The organism is Vogesella sp. LIG4 (assembly GCF_900090205.1).
In the GTDB taxonomy this organism is placed as follows: Bacteria; Pseudomonadota; Gammaproteobacteria; order Burkholderiales; family Chromobacteriaceae; genus Vogesella.
In genome coordinates, this window is the sequence record NZ_LT607802.1 from 2,443,744 (window position 1) to 2,458,478 (window position 14,735).

18 protein-coding genes are annotated in these 14,735 nt (G+C 63.6%); all 18 read left to right on the top strand.

All coding sequences use genetic code 11. The annotated features are described in order from the left end of the window. Positions 1-8 precede the first annotated feature (8 nt). The 18 genes from PSELUDRAFT_RS11540 (at position 9) to PSELUDRAFT_RS11625 (ending at position 14,691) form a co-directional block, all read left to right on the top strand. Positions 9-485, top strand: a complete 477-nt coding sequence (locus PSELUDRAFT_RS11540) for a low molecular weight protein-tyrosine-phosphatase (protein WP_231895205.1) — start codon at positions 9-11, stop codon at positions 483-485. A 27-nt stretch (positions 486-512) separates the two neighbouring features. After that, positions 513-1,193 (top strand): chemotaxis protein CheB, encoded by a 681-nt coding sequence (locus tag PSELUDRAFT_RS11545; RefSeq protein WP_088966984.1) that lies wholly within the window; start codon positions 513-515, stop codon positions 1,191-1,193. A gap of 34 nt (positions 1,194-1,227) precedes the next feature. Beyond that, on the top strand, positions 1,228-2,574 hold the full coding sequence (locus PSELUDRAFT_RS11550; RefSeq protein ID WP_088966985.1) for a sigma-54 dependent transcriptional regulator: 1,347 nt from the start codon (positions 1,228-1,230) through the stop codon (positions 2,572-2,574). A gap of 33 nt (positions 2,575-2,607) precedes the next feature. Further along, the gene (gene fliE, locus PSELUDRAFT_RS11555) at positions 2,608-2,928 is read left to right on the top strand and encodes a flagellar hook-basal body complex protein FliE (RefSeq protein ID WP_088966986.1); all 321 of its coding nucleotides are present in this window, start codon (positions 2,608-2,610) and stop codon (positions 2,926-2,928) included. A gap of 53 nt (positions 2,929-2,981) precedes the next feature. Next, positions 2,982-4,691 carry a flagellar basal-body MS-ring/collar protein FliF gene (gene fliF / locus PSELUDRAFT_RS11560; protein ID WP_088966987.1) on the top strand — a complete coding sequence of 570 codons (1,710 nt, stop codon included), beginning with the start codon at positions 2,982-2,984 and terminating at the stop codon, positions 4,689-4,691. Next, positions 4,684-5,682 carry a flagellar motor switch protein FliG gene (gene fliG / locus PSELUDRAFT_RS11565; protein ID WP_088966988.1) on the top strand — a complete coding sequence of 333 codons (999 nt, stop codon included), beginning with the start codon at positions 4,684-4,686 and terminating at the stop codon, positions 5,680-5,682. Before fliF ends, fliG begins: the two co-directional genes overlap by 8 nt. Beyond that, positions 5,672-6,439 carry a FliH/SctL family protein gene (locus PSELUDRAFT_RS11570; RefSeq protein ID WP_157725100.1) on the top strand — a complete coding sequence of 256 codons (768 nt, stop codon included), beginning with the start codon at positions 5,672-5,674 and terminating at the stop codon, positions 6,437-6,439. The genes fliG and PSELUDRAFT_RS11570 overlap by 11 nt, the downstream gene beginning before the upstream one ends. After that, entirely contained in the window at positions 6,432-7,826 is a 1,395-nt protein-coding gene (fliI, locus tag PSELUDRAFT_RS11575; RefSeq protein WP_088966990.1) for a flagellar protein export ATPase FliI, read from the top strand. Before PSELUDRAFT_RS11570 ends, fliI begins: the two co-directional genes overlap by 8 nt. Positions 7,827-7,843: 17 nt before the next feature. Then, positions 7,844-8,269, top strand: a complete 426-nt coding sequence (fliJ, locus tag PSELUDRAFT_RS11580) for a flagellar export protein FliJ (protein ID WP_088966991.1) — start codon at positions 7,844-7,846, stop codon at positions 8,267-8,269. A gap of 57 nt (positions 8,270-8,326) precedes the next feature. Further along, a complete protein-coding gene (locus tag PSELUDRAFT_RS11585; protein WP_088966992.1) occupies positions 8,327-9,553 on the top strand; it encodes a flagellar hook-length control protein FliK in 1,227 nt (408 codons plus the stop codon). 93 nt (positions 9,554-9,646) lie between these two features. After that, positions 9,647-10,183, top strand: a complete 537-nt coding sequence (gene fliL, locus PSELUDRAFT_RS11590; protein ID WP_088966993.1) for a flagellar basal body-associated protein FliL — start codon at positions 9,647-9,649, stop codon at positions 10,181-10,183. A gap of 15 nt (positions 10,184-10,198) precedes the next feature. Further along, the gene (gene fliM, locus PSELUDRAFT_RS11595) at positions 10,199-11,209 is read left to right on the top strand and encodes a flagellar motor switch protein FliM (RefSeq protein ID WP_088966994.1); all 1,011 of its coding nucleotides are present in this window, start codon (positions 10,199-10,201) and stop codon (positions 11,207-11,209) included. A 34-nt stretch (positions 11,210-11,243) separates the two neighbouring features. Next, entirely contained in the window at positions 11,244-11,651 is a 408-nt protein-coding gene (fliN, locus tag PSELUDRAFT_RS11600) for a flagellar motor switch protein FliN (protein ID WP_088968476.1), read from the top strand. 86 nt (positions 11,652-11,737) lie between these two features. Further along, positions 11,738-12,079, top strand: coding sequence for a flagellar biosynthetic protein FliO (fliO, locus tag PSELUDRAFT_RS11605; RefSeq protein WP_231895206.1), 342 nt, complete (start codon positions 11,738-11,740; stop codon positions 12,077-12,079). After that, complete coding sequence (fliP, locus tag PSELUDRAFT_RS11610) at positions 12,076-12,816, top strand: flagellar type III secretion system pore protein FliP (RefSeq protein ID WP_088966996.1); 741 nt, start codon at positions 12,076-12,078, stop codon at positions 12,814-12,816. The genes fliO and fliP overlap by 4 nt, the downstream gene beginning before the upstream one ends. A gap of 10 nt (positions 12,817-12,826) precedes the next feature. Continuing rightward, the gene (fliQ, locus tag PSELUDRAFT_RS11615) at positions 12,827-13,096 is read left to right on the top strand and encodes a flagellar biosynthesis protein FliQ (protein ID WP_088966997.1); all 270 of its coding nucleotides are present in this window, start codon (positions 12,827-12,829) and stop codon (positions 13,094-13,096) included. Positions 13,097-13,109: 13 nt separating this feature from the next. Then, positions 13,110-13,886 (top strand): flagellar biosynthetic protein FliR, encoded by a 777-nt coding sequence (gene fliR / locus PSELUDRAFT_RS11620; protein WP_088966998.1) that lies wholly within the window; start codon positions 13,110-13,112, stop codon positions 13,884-13,886. Between the two features lie 79 nt (positions 13,887-13,965). Beyond that, positions 13,966-14,691 (top strand): YebC/PmpR family DNA-binding transcriptional regulator, encoded by a 726-nt coding sequence (locus tag PSELUDRAFT_RS11625; protein ID WP_088966999.1) that lies wholly within the window; start codon positions 13,966-13,968, stop codon positions 14,689-14,691. The last annotated feature ends 44 nt before the right edge of the window (positions 14,692-14,735 follow it).

A 14,735-nucleotide genomic window follows, 5' to 3' on the forward strand; every position in this document is an offset into this window, starting at 1 on the left:
GGGGAAACATGCAAGGCAAGCTGCGAATATTGATGGTGTGCATGGGCAATATCTGCCGTTCGCCAACCATGGAAGGCGTGTTGCGCGCCAGGTTGGCCGCATACGGTCTGCAGGATCGCATCGAGGTGGATTCCGCCGGCACCCACGACTACCACATCGGCCGCGCGCCAGACCCGCGCAGCGTGGCCGCCGCCGCCCAGCGCGGCTATGATCTGTCCGCGTTGCGGGCGCGGCAGGTGCAGGCGGCGGATTTCAGCGCCTTCGATTTCGTGCTGGCGGCCGACCGCGACAACCTGGCCAATCTGCAACGGCTGCGCCGCGGGCAGGGAGTGGAACCGCAGCTGCTGTTGTCGATACTGGAAGCTGACGCCGAGGTGCCGGACCCGTACTATGGCGGCCCGCAGGGTTTTGAAGACGTGCTGGACCTGGTGGAGGCCGCCTGCGATGCCTGGTGCCGACGCTGGCAGCAGCACCTGCGCGGCTGAGCGGTCGGGTGCCGATACGGAAACAGTATGAACAACGCCCCAAAAAAACATGATGCGCAACCACTGACGGTAGCGCCCAGCCATACGGCGGATGTCATCCTGCATCGTCAGCCGGTGCGTGCCTCGGTAGGCAAGCTGCCGCTGATCGCCATCGGTTCCTCCACCGGCGGCACCGAAGCGCTGCGCGTGCTGCTGAGCGGCTTGCCGCTGGACATGCCGCCCATCGTGGTAACCCAGCACATGCCGGAGATGTTCACCAAGTCGTTCGCCACCCGGCTGGATTCGCTGTGCCGGCTGAGGGTCAAGGAGGCGGAGGACGGCGAGCGGCTGCACCCCGGCACGGTATACATCGCGCCCGGCCATTCGCATCTGCTGGTCAAATCCACCAATGGCATCGGCTATGCCGCCTGCCTGCACCCGGGGCCGCCGGTGAACCGCCACAAGCCGTCGGTGGACGTGCTGTTCCGCTCTGCGGCCAACGTGGCCGGCAAGCACTGCATCGGCGTGATCCTCACCGGCATGGGCCGCGACGGTGCCGCCGGCATGCTGGAATTGCGCGAGGCCGGTGCCATCAACATCGCCCAGGACGAAGCCAGCTGCGTGGTGTTCGGCATGCCCAAGGAGGCCATTGCCAGCGGCGGGGTGCACGAGGTGCTGCCGCTGCAGAACATCGCCAGCCGGCTGATTGCCCTGTGCGGCGGCCGCTGACGGCTGCCGTAACGAAAATGGAATACAACAATAAATGAAACGCTTGCCTGTTTTGGTGGTGGAAGACGATCTGGATCTGCGCGAGGCGCTGGTCGATACCCTGATGCTGGCCGGCTTCCAGGTAGTGGAAGCGGCCGATGGCGGGGCGGCGCTGGAGGTACTGCAGCACGAGCCGGTGGGGCTGGTGATCTCCGATGCACAGATGCAGCCGATGGACGGCTACAGCCTGTTCTTCCAGATCAAGGATCGCTACCCGGGGCTGCCTTTCATTCTGATGACCGCCTACGGTGTGATCGAGCGCGCCATCGAACTGCTGCGCGCCGGCGCCAGCCACTACCTGCTCAAGCCGTTCGAGCCGCAGCAGCTGATCGCCGAGGTGGGGCGCTTCGTGCTGGATGCGCCGGAAGTCAGTGCCGACACACTGGTGGCGGAATCGCCGGCCATGCGCAAGCTGCTGTCCATTGCCAGCCGGGTGGCACCCAGTGATGCCAGCGTGCTGATCAGCGGCCCCAGCGGCGCCGGCAAGGAGGTGCTGGCGCGCTTCATGCATCAGCACTCGCGGCGTCAGGACGGCCCCTTCATCGCGGTGAACTGCGCAGCGATACCGGACAACCTGCTGGAATCCACGCTGTTCGGCCATGAGAAGGGCGCCTTTACCGGCGCCACTGCCAGCCTGCCCGGCAAGTTCGAGCAGGCGCAGGGCGGCACCATCCTCTTGGACGAGATTACCGAGATGCCGCTACCGCTGCAGGCCAAGCTGCTGCGTGTGCTGCAGGAGCGTGAAGTGGAGCGGGTGGGCGCAACTCGCACCATCAAGCTGGATATCCGCGTGCTGGCGACCAGCAACCGCGACATCCAGGCCGAGGTGGCCGCCGGGCGCTTCCGCGAAGACCTGTACTTCCGGCTGAATGTGTTCCCCTTGCAACTGCCGGGCCTGGCCGGAAGGCCAGAGGATATTCTGCCTCTGGCACGGAAATTGCTCAAAAAACATGCCGACGCGGTAGGCAAGTCCAATTTGACACTTGGCAAGGATGCCGAACGAGAATTGACTGCCTATAGTTGGGAAGGTAACATCCGCGAGCTAGATAATGTGATGCAGCGGGCGGCAATTCTTGCCGCCGGGACGGCGGTTTTTGCCGCTGACCTCATGCTGCAGTCTGTCTTGCCGGAGCAGTTGTCTGCCTTGCCCGAACCCCTGGAGCAGCCAGGCGCGGTGGATCAGGCGATGGACATGCGGTCCATCGAAAAAAGACATATTCTGGAAGCGCTGGAAGCCGTGGGCGGGGTCAAGAAGTTGGCCGCAGAACGCCTGGGCATCAGCGAGCGCACATTGCGCTACAAGCTGCAGCGCTACCGGGAAGAAGATGGTGACGTCATCTGATATTCAGGTGGCAACAGACAGGTAGAGACCAACATGTCTACGCAAGGCATTAACCAGTTGCTGGGTGATCTGAAGGCGATGTCGGCGCTGGCCGCCGGCAAGCAGGCGGATGCGCCGGCGGCGGCACCGGAAGTGGACTTTTCTTCGGTGCTGCAGTCAACGCTGGAGCAGGTCAACCAGGTGCAGCAAACCTCCCAGGAACTGCAAAAGCGCTTCGAGCTGGGGGAACAAGGGGTCAACATCCAGGACGTGATGGTGACCATGCAGAAAGCCAGCCTGAGCTTCCAGACCATGGTGCAGGCTAGAAACAAACTGGTTTCGGCCTACCAGGAAATCATGAATACGCAAGTGTAGCCCCGCTGGATGGCTTGCCAGCAGCGGTAAACCTATAACGAAACCACCACTGTATGGCTGATCTGGTAGACAACGCTACGCCTGCCTGGAGAGTGCGCCTCAATGAAATGACGGCGCGCTTCAATGCACTTCCCAATAATCGCAAAATCCTGCTCTTCGCCGCGGTTGCCGCGGTGTTGTCCATTGCCATTGCCCTGGCGGCATTCAACCGCGACCCCGCATACAAGATACTGTTCACCGGCCTGGCCGATGCCGACGGCGGCCAGATCACGGCTGCGCTGCAGCAGATGAACGTGCCCTACCAGCTTGGCGAGGGCGGCCTGATCTCGGTGCCTAGCGACAAGGTGTACGACGTGCGCCTGCGCCTGGCGTCGCAAGGTCTGCCCAAGGCCGGCGGTGTCGGTTTCGAGCTGATGGACAAGCAGAAATTCGGCATCAGCCAGTTTGCCGAGCAGGTGAACTACCAGCGCTCCATCGAGGGCGAGCTGGCGCGCACCATCGAATCCATCGCCGCGGTGGATAGCGCCCGCGTGCACCTGGCCATTCCCAAGCAAAGCGTGTTCGTACGTGACCAGCAGCTGCCCACCGCCTCGGTGATGCTGACGCTGCGCGGTGGCCGCATTCTGGATGCCGGGCAGATCGCCGGCATCGTGCACCTTGTCTCCAGTGCGGTGCCCAACCTGCCGGTAAGCAATGTGTCGGTGGTCGACCAGGACGGCAACCTGCTGTCTACGGTGCAGGATGGCGGCAATGCCGGCATGGACCGCCGCCAGCTGACTTTCGTGCGCCAGATCGAAGGCGACTACGCCAAGCGAATCGAGGCCATCCTGGAGCCGATCTTCGGCCACGGCAATGCCCGGGCGCAGGTTACCGCCACGGTGGATTTCTCCGAGGTGGAGCAGACCTCGGAAACCTATCGGCCCAACTCCACGCCGAACCCGTCCGCTACCCGCAGCCAGCAGATTCTGGAAACCCTGGGCAAGGATGCCGGCCTGCCGTCCGGCGTGCCGGGCGCCATGAGCAACCAGCCGCCCGGCGCCGCCTCGGCGCCGCTGACCCTGCCGCCGGGCGCGGCACCGGGTACCGCCACCCTGTCCGGCCTGCCGATGAACAATGCTTCCGGCGGGGTGCATCGCGAGATCACCACCAACTACGAAGTCGACAAGACCATTCAGCACACCAAGCTGCCGCAGGGCAATATCAAGCGCCTGACCGCGGCAGTGGTGGTGAACTACAAGATGGTGCCGGACAACAACGGCGAAGCCAAGCCGACGCCGATGTCTGCCAAGGAATACCAGCAGATAACCAATCTGGTTAAGGAAGCGGTTGGCTATAATCAGGATCGCGGCGACTCGGTCAACGTGGTCAACGCCAGCTTTGCCGAAACCGTGCCCACGGTCACCACCAAGGACAAGCTGATTGAGTATGCGTCGGACAATGCGGCCAACCTGATCAAGTACGGTCTGCTGGGCATTGCCGTGCTGTACCTGCTGTTTGGCGTGGTGCGACCGATCATGCGCGATGTGATGAAGCCTGCGCCGGTGGTGCCGGAAGGGGTCGAGGGCGAGATGGCGGCTACCGGTGGCCGCCTGCTGGCGGTGGCCGGCGAGGAGGGCGAGGGTGAGCGTGGCGCCAACGGCGAAGAGAAAGACCAGTCGCGCCGACAGTACGATATCAAGCTGCAGTCTGCGCGCGAGCTGGTAAGAACCGATCCGCGCATGGCCGCCCAGATCATCAAGGAATGGATTGCTTCCGATGAGTGATGCCGGTATTCGCCGCAGCTCCGTGCTGCTGTTCAGCCTGGGGCAGGCCGAGGCCATCGAGGTCTTCAAGTACCTGGGGCCGAAAGAGGTGCAGAAGCTGAGCCTGGCCATGTCGGGGCTCAGCAACCTCAGCCACGAGGAAGTGGAAAAGGTCGTTGGCCAGTTCGAGGAAGAATACGCGGCGCGCGCCAACTTCGGCGCCACCGACGAATACCTGCGCAACGTGCTGATCGAAGCGCTGGGGCCGGACAAGGCGGCCAACCTGCTGGACAAGATCCTGCAGGGCAACGATCACAGCGGTATCGAAAGCCTGAAGTGGATGGACCCGTCCTCCGCCGCCGACCTGATCCGCAACGAGCACCCGCAGATCATCGCCACCATCATGGTGCACCTGGACCCGGACCTGTCCAGCGCCATCCTGGCCTACTTCCCGGAGCGGCTGCGCAACGAGGTGCTGATTCGTACCGCCACGCTGGAAGGCGTGCAGCCGCAGGCATTGCGCGAATTGAACGACGTGCTGACCCAGCTGCTGTCCGGTTCCGACCGCATCAAGAAGAGCGCGGCCGGCGGCGTGGGCATGACGGCGGAAATCCTCAACTTCCTGGGCTCCAACGTGGAAGCCTCGGCGCTGTCCTATATCCGCGAGTACGACCCGGAGCTGGCGCAGCGCATCCAGGACAAGATGTTCGTGTTCGACAACCTGCTGGAGATCGACGACCGTTCCATCCAGACCATTCTGCGCGAAGTGCAGTCCGATTCGCTGGTGGTGGCGCTCAAGGGCACCAGCCAGGAACTCAAGGACAAGATCTTCCGCAATATGTCGAGCCGGGCGGCGGAGATGCTGCGCGACGACCTGGAATCCAAGGGGCCGGTCAAGCTGTCGGAAGTGGAAGCCGAGCAGAAGGAAATTCTCAAGATCGTGCGCAGGCTGGCCGACGAAGGCCAGATCGTGCTAGCAAGCAAGGGTGGAGACGAGGGCCTTGTCGAATAACAATGTGATTCCGGCCGAGTCGCTGGGGCAGTGGAAGTCCTGGCAGTTTGGCGAGTTGGGCGAACAGCCCGCCGCAGCGCAGCCGCAGCCGGAAAGCGACCCGGAAACCAGCGAACCCCCTGCACAGGGGGTTTCTGCATTGGAGCCTGCAGAGGGTGAAGCGGCGCCGGCGGAGGAGGCCGAGCTGGAAGAAGCGCCGCTGGCTTACCCGACGGCGGCCGAGCTGGAGGCTATCCACCAGGAGGCGTGGCAGGCCGGCTTCGATGCCGGGCAGCAGGAAGGCTTGCAGCAGGGGCGTGCGGTTGGTGAAACCAGCGCGCAGAACGAGGCCAATGCCCGTTTTGCCGAGCATTGGCAGCCGCTCGCAGCGATGCAGCAATCGTTCGAGCAACAGCTGCAGCTGCTGGGCGAGGAGCTGTCGGCGGATGTGCTGGTGCTGGCGGTGGAGCTGGCCGAGCGCATTGTGGCCACGCGCATTGAGGTGGACCCGGAGCAGATGCTGCCATTGCTGCAGCAGGCGCTGGAGGAGATCGGGCAGGGGCTGCAACAGGCACGCATCCGGGCCAATCCGGCCGATATCGAGGTTATCGAAGCCTTTGCGGCCAACGCCTACCCCGGGGTGAGCTGGCAGTGGCTGCCGGACGAGGCTGTGGAGCGTGGCGGCTGCGTGATCGACACCCCACAGCGCAAGATCGACCTTGGCCTGCCGCAACGCCTGCAGCTGCTGCGGCGGGCGCTGGGAGTGCAGGATGAGTGAGCTGCTGCTCGATCAGCGCCGCTTTTTGCAGTCCTGCCGCGAGGCGGCGGCCCAGGTGCCGCTGTGGCAGGTGCAGGGCCAGCTGGTGCGTGTCACCGGCCTGGTGATGGAGGCGATCGGCCTGCGCCTGCCGGTGGGCAGTGCCTGCACGGTGGAGGTGGCGCCGGGGCACCAGGTGGAAGCCGAAGTGGTCGGCTTTGCCGAAGACCGCTTGTTCCTGATGCCGCTGACCAATATCCAGGGCCTGCTGCCCGGCACACCGGTGAAGCCGGTGGTATCGTTCCAGCCGCCCGACTACCAGCAAAGCGGCGTCAAGCCCGAGGTCAATGGCCCGCTGGGGCGGCAGGTGCCGGTAGGCACCAGCCTGCTGGGGCGGGTGCTGGATTCGCTGGGGCGGCCGCTGGACGGCAAGGGCCCGGTGTACCCGGATGCCTATTTTCCGCTGTACAGCCAGCCGCTGAACCCCTTGCACCGTACCCCGGTGCACGACGTGCTGGACGTGGGCGTCAAGGCCATCAACGGCCTGCTCACCGTTGGCCGCGGCCAACGTCTGGGCCTGTTTGCCGGCTCCGGCGTCGGCAAGTCGGTACTGCTGGGCATGATGGCGCGCTTCACCCGCGCCGACGTGGTGGTGGTGGGGCTGATCGGCGAACGCGGCCGCGAGGTGAAGGACTTCATCGAAAACATCCTGGGTGAGGAAGGGCTGGCGCGCTCGGTGGTGGTGGCGGCGCCGGCCGACATGCCGCCGCTGATGCGCCTGCATGGCTCTGCCTACGCCACCGCGCTGGCGGAATACTTCCGCGCCCAGGGGCTGGACGTGCTGCTGCTGATGGATTCGGTAACCCGTTATGCCATGGCGCAGCGCGAGATCGCACTGGCCATCGGCGAGCCGCCGGTGAGCAAGGGGTACCCGCCTTCGGTGTTCGCCAAGCTGCCGCAGCTGATCGAACGCGCCGGCAACGGCGAGGATGGTGGCGGTTCGATTACCGCCTTCTATACCGTGCTGTCGGAGGGGGATGACCAGCAGGATCCGATCGCCGACTCGGCGCGGGCGATTCTGGATGGTCACTTCGTGCTGTCGCGTGAGCTGGCAGAGTCAGGCCACTACCCGGCCATCGATATCGAGCAGTCCATCTCGCGGGTGATGGTGGACGTGGTCAGCCGCTCGCATATGGATTCGGCGCGGCGCTTCAAGCAACTGTTCTCGCGCTATCAGCGCAGCCGCGACCTGATCAGCGTGGGGGCTTATGTGCCGGGCTCGGACCCGATGCTGGACGAGGCGATTCGCCGCCACAGCCAGATGGTGTCGTTCCTGACCCAGTCCATGCACGAGAATGTCGATTTTTCCGCCTGCAGCAACCTGCTGGGCGAGACCCTGGCCGGCTGAGCTGACGAGCATCGGCCATGAGCAAGTTCGCCCTGCTGCTACGCCTTGCCAACGACCGCCTGGACGCGGCGGCCGAGCGCATGCGCAAGGCGCAGCAGGCACAGCTGCAGGCGCAGCAGATGCTGCAGCAGCTGGAAGGCTTCATTGCCGATTACCAGCAACGCATGTTGCAGAGCGGGCAGGCCGGCATGTCGATAGCGCAGTGGCAGGATTACCGCCTGTTCATGCAGAAGCTGGACGACGCCCGCGAGCAGCAGCTGGGCCAGGTGGAATTGAGCGCGCAACGTTTCATGGTGGAAAAGCAGGCCTGGCTGCAGGAGCGGCGCAAGCTCAAATCCTTCGAGGTGCTGCAAAAGCGCGAGGAGCAGCGGGCCGCCCTGGGGCAGAAGCGTCGCGAGCAAAAGACGCTGGACGAGTTTGCCGCGCGCATCAAGAAGTCCTGAACGCCCTGGCACGCAATCTGCTTTATCCGCGCATCCAGTCAATGAGGGCGAGCTGCCATGGCCCATGCAATCACTTCCGCTAAAGGTCTTGCCGTAACCCTGCAGGCCGCCAGTGCCGCCACGGGTAATGCCGCCGGTGCTGGCGCACAGCCGAACGACAACAGCGTGTTCTCCCAGCTGCTGACCCAGCTGCAGCCGCTGATGACAGCCAACGGCAGCAGCCTGCCACAGCTGGACAGCCTGCTGGCGGATGGCAAGTCTGGCGCTGCGGCCGACAAGCTGCTGCTGAGCAGCACACTGTCGGGTGACGGCCAGGGCACGGTGGATGCCGCTTCGCTTGCCCAGATGCTGCAGAGCATGATGGCGGCGGCGCAGCCGGCAACGGCGGCCGAGGATGCCGGACGGCAGCAATTGCCAGCAGCGGCAGGAATTGCCGCTCAACTGGAGTCATTGCCGTTGACCATGCAGCAGAGCGGCCAGGCGGGCAATCTGCTGCACGCGGATGTGAAACCGGCGGCTACCGAACAGACCACTGTGTCGGGAGCATCGGGGCTGCAGCAGGCGCTGAAGCAACTGGCCGACAGTTTGCAGGCTGCGCAGTCCGGTGCGCCGGCCGCCACACCGGCAGCGTCTTCCGGCCTGGCGGCAGCCAAGGGCAAGGAAGTGCTGCCGGACGATGTGCGGCTGATGTTCCGCGCCGAAGGCCGCCTGGAGCGCGACGACACCCAGCCTCTGGATGGCAAGCTGCTGGCCGGCCAGGCCGGGGCACTGGCCGCCGGCAGCGCGTCGCAGCCGGTGCAGACCAACCCGGCCACGCAGGAAATCAGCCAGCCGATGACCCGCGACAGCAGCGCCTGGCGGCAGGCATTTGCCGACAAGGTCAGCAATATGGTGCAGCTGAAGCTGGATTCCGCCAGCATTAAAGTCACGCCTGAACATCTCGGCCCACTGGATATCTCGATCAGCTTCGATTCGCAAAACAAGGCGCAGATCAGCGTGGTTGCGGCCAACCATGCCGCGCGCGAGATCGTGGCCAGCGGCTTGCCGCAGCTGGGCAAGATGCTGGAGCAGTCCGGCATCCAGCTGGGCAACGTGGAGGTCAGCTCGCAGCAGCAGTTTGCCCGCCAGCAGGATCAGCAGTGGCAAGGCCAGCAACAGGGGCGCCAGCGCCAGCAGCAGCGCGATGGCTACACCCCGCAGGCGGACGATATGCTGGCCGGCGCCGGGGCAGTGGATGCCGCGGCGGCGGTGGGCACATCGGATCAGCTGAGTATTCGCGCCTGATATAAAGTGCTTTTCGCAGGCAGCTCTGTTCAACCGGCGTGGAAATGGAGAAAATAGTACGTAACGATTTCCCGCTAGCGAGTTGACCAGAAAATGGCTGAAAAGAAGGAAGAAACCAAGGCCCCCGTGGCCGCTGCGCCGGCAGGTGGCAACAAGAAGCTGATGATCATTGTCATCGTGCTGCTGGTGGTGCTGCTGGCAGCCATTGGCGGGCTGGCGACCTATCTGATCCTGGGGCAGTCGCATGCTCCTGCATCTGCCAGCGCTGCGCATGCCGAAGAGGCCAAGCCGAAGAAAGAGAAAAAGGAAGGTCCGCCGATTTTCGAAAAGCTGGATTCCTTTGTCGTCAACCTGACGGGTGGGCCCACCGCGCCTATGCTGCAGGTAGAGATGCAGGCGGAACTGTCCAACGAAGAGGCCAAGAACAATTTCAAGGCCTACACGCCCAAGATTCGCAGCGCAGTCATCCTGTTGCTGTCTTCCAAGAGTGAGCAGGAGCTGTCCACACCGGATGGCAAGGTCAAGCTGCGTGCCCAGATCAAGCGCATCATGAACGAGGCGATGGACGCCGCCGATACCGAGCCGGTGGAAGGGGTGATGTTCACTTCCTTCATCATTCAGCAGCAGTAACACGGCAAGCGAGCTATGGCCGACGAGATCCTGTCCCAGGAAGAGGTAGACGCGCTACTGCGCGGTGTTACCGGGGAAGAGGAAGATGATGGCGATTCCGGCGACGGAAGCACGATACGCTCCTACGACATCGGTCGGCAGGAGCGTATCGTCCGTGGCCGCATGCCGACGCTGGAAATCATCAACGAGCGTTTTGCCCGTAACCTGCGCATCGGTTTCTTCAACTTCATCCGCCGCAATGCCGAAATTTCGGTAGGGCCGGTGCGGGTGCAGAAGTACAGCGAGTTCATCCGCAACCTGGTGGTGCCCACCAACCTCAACCTGGTACATATCAAGCCGCTGCGTGGCACCGGCCTGCTGATTTTCGACCCGGACCTGGTGTTCCTGGTGGTGGACAACCTGTTTGGCAGCGATGGCCGCTTCCACGTGCGGGTGGAAGGCCGCGACTTCACGCCTACCGAGCAGCGCATCATCCAGAAACTGCTGGAAGTGGTGTTCACCGAGTACCAGAAAGCGTGGGAGCCGGTGTACCCGATCGAGTTCGGCTATATCCGCTCCGAGATGAACACCCAGTTCGCCAACATCGCCACGCCCACCGAAGTGGTGGTAGCGGTGACTTTCCACATCGAACTGGGCGCCGGCGGTGGCGACTTCCACGTCTGCCTGCCGTACTCGATGGTGGAGCCGCTGCGCGACCTGCTGGCCAGTACCATGCAGGCCGACCGTACCGAGGTGGACAACCGCTGGGTCAACCTGATGCAGCGCCAGGTACAGGCGGCGGAGGTGGAACTGGTGGCAACGCTGGCCCAGGCCAAGATTACCCTGGGGCAGATACTGAACCTGAAGGAAGGGGACGTCGTGATGGTGGACGTTCCGGAAAAGATCGTGGCGGATGTATCGGGAATCCCGGTATTGTCCTGCACCTATGGCACGGTTTCGGGCAACTACGCGTTGAAGGTGGAAGAAATTCTGGCCGGCGCGCACGACCTGGCCGACATGCCCAATGGAGAAAACGAAAATGGCTGAAGAACAAGGCTTTGACCCGGATTCCGTCGCCGGCATGGAAGGCGGCGGCGACGATGTCATGGATGACTGGGCCGCCGCCATGGCGGAGCAGGAACAGGCTGACAGCACTGCCGCAGAAGTGAAGCCGGCCACCTCGCTGTTCCAGGATTTTTCCGCTGCCGCCGGTGCGCAGTCGGTGCCGCAGAACCTGGACATGATCCTGGATATCCCGGTACAGCTGACCGTGGAGCTGGGGCGCACCAAGATCGCCATCCGCAACCTGCTGCAACTGGCGCAGGGCTCGGTGGTGGAGCTGGATGGCCTGGCCGGCGAGCCGATGGACGTGCTGGTGAACGGCTGTCTGATCGCCCAGGGCGAAGTGGTGGTGGTGAACGACAAGTTCGGTATCCGCCTGACCGATATCATTACCCCGGCGGAGCGCCTGCGCCGGCTGCAAAAATAATCATGTTACGCATTCTGTTCTGTTTGCTGCTTGCTGCGCCCGCGTTCGCGGCCCCTCCCGCAGAGGGGCCGTCGCCGTTATGGGGCATGTTGCAGGTCATCTTCGGCCTGCTGCTGGTACTGGCTGCCATTGTCGGCATTGCCTGGTTCTTCCGCCGCTTTTCCATGGGCGCCATGCTGGGCCGCATCCAGCCGGCGCGGGTGGTCAGCGGGGTGATGGTCGGCCCGCACGAGCGGGTGGTGATCGTGGAGCTGGCCGAGGAGTGGCTGGTGCTGGGGGTGACCTCGCGCAACGTCAACCTGCTGAAAACCATGCCCAAACCGGAAGGCAGCGATGCCGGCCAGCCTGCGGCCAACCCGCCGTTCGCGCAGTGGCTGGCCACGGCCATGGACAAGGCCCGCAAGCGCCAGGGGGACGGCGACAAATGAAATGGAAGTTGAGTTTCGGCCTGCTGCTGTCGCTATTGCCGGCCGCGGTGTGGGCTGCTGGCCTGCCGATGATGACCAGTACCCCGGCAGCGGGGGGCGGGCAGAACTATTCGCTCAGCCTGCAGATGCTGCTGCTGATGACCGGCCTGAGCTTCATCCCGGCCATGGTGCTGATGATGACGGCGTTCACCCGCATCATCATCGTGCTGTCGCTGCTGCGCCAGGCGCTGGGTACCGTGCAGTCGCCACCCAACCAGGTGATGATAGGACTGGCGCTGTTCCTGACCGTGTTCGTGATGGCGCCGACGCTGGACGAGGTGTACACCAAGGCCTGGGTGCCGCTGTCCGAGGACAAGATATCCTTCCAGCAGGCGGCGGATGAAGCCGCCAAGCCGATGAAGGCCTTCATGCTGACGCAGACGCGCGAGAAGGATCTGGCGTTCTTCATCGAGATTTCCAAGTCGCCGCCGCCGGCCACCAAGGCCGATGTGTCGTTGAAGACCCTGGTGCCGGCGTTTGCGATCAGCGAGCTGAAAACCGCGTTCCAGATCGGCTTCATGATCTTCATCCCCTTCCTGATCATCGACCTGGTGGTGGCCAGCATTCTGATGGCGATGGGCATGATGATGGTGTCTCCGGTGATGATCTCGCTGCCGTTCAAGATGATGCTGTTCGTGCTGGTGGATGGCTGGACCTTGCTGATGGGCTCGCTGGTGCAGAGCTTCGGCACGCATTGAAGGAAACGACATGACGCCGGAAACCGTCATCAACCTGGTGCAGAACGCACTGTACGTGCTGATCCTGGTGGCTGCGCCACCGTTGGCCGCATCGTTGCTGGTGGGCCTGCTGGTGAGCATCCTGCAGGCGGCCACCCAGATCAACGAAATGACGCTGACCTTCATCCCCAAGCTGCTGGCCATGTTCCTGGTACTGGTGCTGGCCGGGCCGTGGATGCTGACTACCCTGCTGGACTACATGACGCGGCTGTTCCAGAGCATCCCCAGCGTCATCGGCTGACCGCTGCCAACGCATGCTGACGTTCAGCGATACCCAGATCAGCGCATTTCTGGCCTACTTCCTGTGGCCGTTCGCACGTATTGTCGGCCTGATGCTGGCCGACCCGCTGCTGTCCTCGCGCAGCATTCCGCGCCGCTTCAAGGCCGGCTTCGCGTTGCTGCTCACCCTGCTGCTGGCGCCCATCCTGCCGCCGTTGCCGGCCATTCCGGTGTTGTCGGCGCCGGGCACGCTGCTGGTGGTGCAGCAGCTGCTGATCGGCATCATCATCGGTAGCGCGATGCGCATCGTGCTTACCGGGGTGGAAATGGCTGGCTTCCTGATGGGCACCCAGATGGGCCTGGGCTTTGCCATGTTCTTCGACCCGCAGCATTCGGCACAGGTGCCGGCGGTGTCGCGGGTGCTGTCCATCTTTGCCACCCTGGTGTTCTTGAGTTTTGACGGTCACCAGGTACTGCTGTCCGCCCTGGCCGACAGCTTCCAGAGCTTTCCCATTGGCACCACGCTGCCGCCGTCCAGCCTGCGCGAGGTGGCAATCTGGGGCGGCAAACTGTTTGCCTGGGGAGTGTGGCTGTCGCTGCCGGTGGTGGGCTGCCTGCTGGTGGTCAACCTGGCCATCGGCGTGATGACGCGGGCGGCGCCGCAGTTCAATATTTTCTCCTTTGGTTTTCCGCTGACGCTGATCATCGGCTTCATCGCGATGTACCTGAGTCTGCCGCTGCTGGAGCCGGCAATCAGCCAGCTTTACCGCGAAGCGTTCGACTTTGTTGCCACGCTGCTGAAGGCGCCCTAGCTTTTTGCTAGAATGTCGCGTCATTTATTTCTGGCTTGCCGCCCGGCAGGCTGCAAACCACAGATATACCGAGGCTTTTATGGCTGGCCACAGCAAATGGGCGAACATTAAGCACAAGAAAGAACGCGCCGACGCCAAGCGCGGCAAGATCTTTACCCGCCTGATCAAGGAAATCACCGTTGCCGCCAAGATGGGCGGCGCGGACATCGACACCAACCCGCGCCTGCGTCTGGCAGTGGACAAGGCCTGGGATGCCAACATGCCCAAGGACAACGTCCAGCGCGCCATCGACCGCGGCGCCGGCACCCTGGAAGGCGTGGACTACCTGGAATGCCGCTACGAGGGCTACGGCATCGGCGGCGCGGCGGTGATGGTGGATTGTCTGACCGACAACAAGACCCGTACCGTGGCCGACGTGCGCCATGCCTTCTCCAAGTACGGCGGCAATATGGGCACCGACGGCTGCGTGGCGTTCCAGTTCACCCACTGCGGCTCGCTGCTGTTCGCACCGGGTGTGGACGAGGACGCGCTGATGGAAGCGGCGCTGGAAGCCGGTGCCGACGACGTGGTTACCAACGATGACGGCTCGCTGGAAGTACTTACCCCGCCGTACGAGTTCCCGCTGATCAAGGCGGCGCTGGAAAAGGCCGGCTTCAAGGCCGAAGGCGGCGAAGTAACCATGCGCCCGCAGAATGAAACCGAACTGACCGGCGACGACGCCGTGCGCATGCAGAAGCTGCTGGACGCACTGGAAGATCTGGACGACGTGCAGGAGGTGTACACCTCCGCGGTACTGGACGACTGATCGTCATTTCCTGCCCGGTCAAACAAAAAGCCTGCATCGCGTGA

Bases quoted from the DNA above. Each gene is read 5' to 3' on its own strand.
- PSELUDRAFT_RS11540 (WP_231895205.1), top strand. From the start codon at position 9: ATGCAAGGCAAGCTGCGAATATTGATGGTGTGCATGGGCAATATCTGC.
- PSELUDRAFT_RS11545 (WP_088966984.1), top strand. From the start codon at position 513: ATGAACAACGCCCCAAAAAAACATGATGCGCAACCACTGACGGTAGCG.
- PSELUDRAFT_RS11550 (WP_088966985.1), top strand. From the start codon at position 1,228: ATGAAACGCTTGCCTGTTTTGGTGGTGGAAGACGATCTGGATCTGCGC.
- fliE (WP_088966986.1), top strand. From the start codon at position 2,608: ATGTCTACGCAAGGCATTAACCAGTTGCTGGGTGATCTGAAGGCGATG.
- fliF (WP_088966987.1), top strand. From the start codon at position 2,982: ATGGCTGATCTGGTAGACAACGCTACGCCTGCCTGGAGAGTGCGCCTC.
- fliG (WP_088966988.1), top strand. From the start codon at position 4,684: ATGAGTGATGCCGGTATTCGCCGCAGCTCCGTGCTGCTGTTCAGCCTG.
- fliI (WP_088966990.1), top strand. From the start codon at position 6,432: ATGAGTGAGCTGCTGCTCGATCAGCGCCGCTTTTTGCAGTCCTGCCGC.
- fliJ (WP_088966991.1), top strand. From the start codon at position 7,844: ATGAGCAAGTTCGCCCTGCTGCTACGCCTTGCCAACGACCGCCTGGAC.
- PSELUDRAFT_RS11585 (WP_088966992.1), top strand. From the start codon at position 8,327: ATGGCCCATGCAATCACTTCCGCTAAAGGTCTTGCCGTAACCCTGCAG.
- fliL (WP_088966993.1), top strand. From the start codon at position 9,647: ATGGCTGAAAAGAAGGAAGAAACCAAGGCCCCCGTGGCCGCTGCGCCG.
- fliM (WP_088966994.1), top strand. From the start codon at position 10,199: ATGGCCGACGAGATCCTGTCCCAGGAAGAGGTAGACGCGCTACTGCGC.
- fliN (WP_088968476.1), top strand. From the start codon at position 11,244: ATGGAAGGCGGCGGCGACGATGTCATGGATGACTGGGCCGCCGCCATG.
- fliO (WP_231895206.1), top strand. From the start codon at position 11,738: ATGTTGCAGGTCATCTTCGGCCTGCTGCTGGTACTGGCTGCCATTGTC.
- fliP (WP_088966996.1), top strand. From the start codon at position 12,076: ATGAAATGGAAGTTGAGTTTCGGCCTGCTGCTGTCGCTATTGCCGGCC.
- fliQ (WP_088966997.1), top strand. From the start codon at position 12,827: ATGACGCCGGAAACCGTCATCAACCTGGTGCAGAACGCACTGTACGTG.
- fliR (WP_088966998.1), top strand. From the start codon at position 13,110: ATGCTGACGTTCAGCGATACCCAGATCAGCGCATTTCTGGCCTACTTC.
- PSELUDRAFT_RS11625 (WP_088966999.1), top strand. From the start codon at position 13,966: ATGGCTGGCCACAGCAAATGGGCGAACATTAAGCACAAGAAAGAACGC.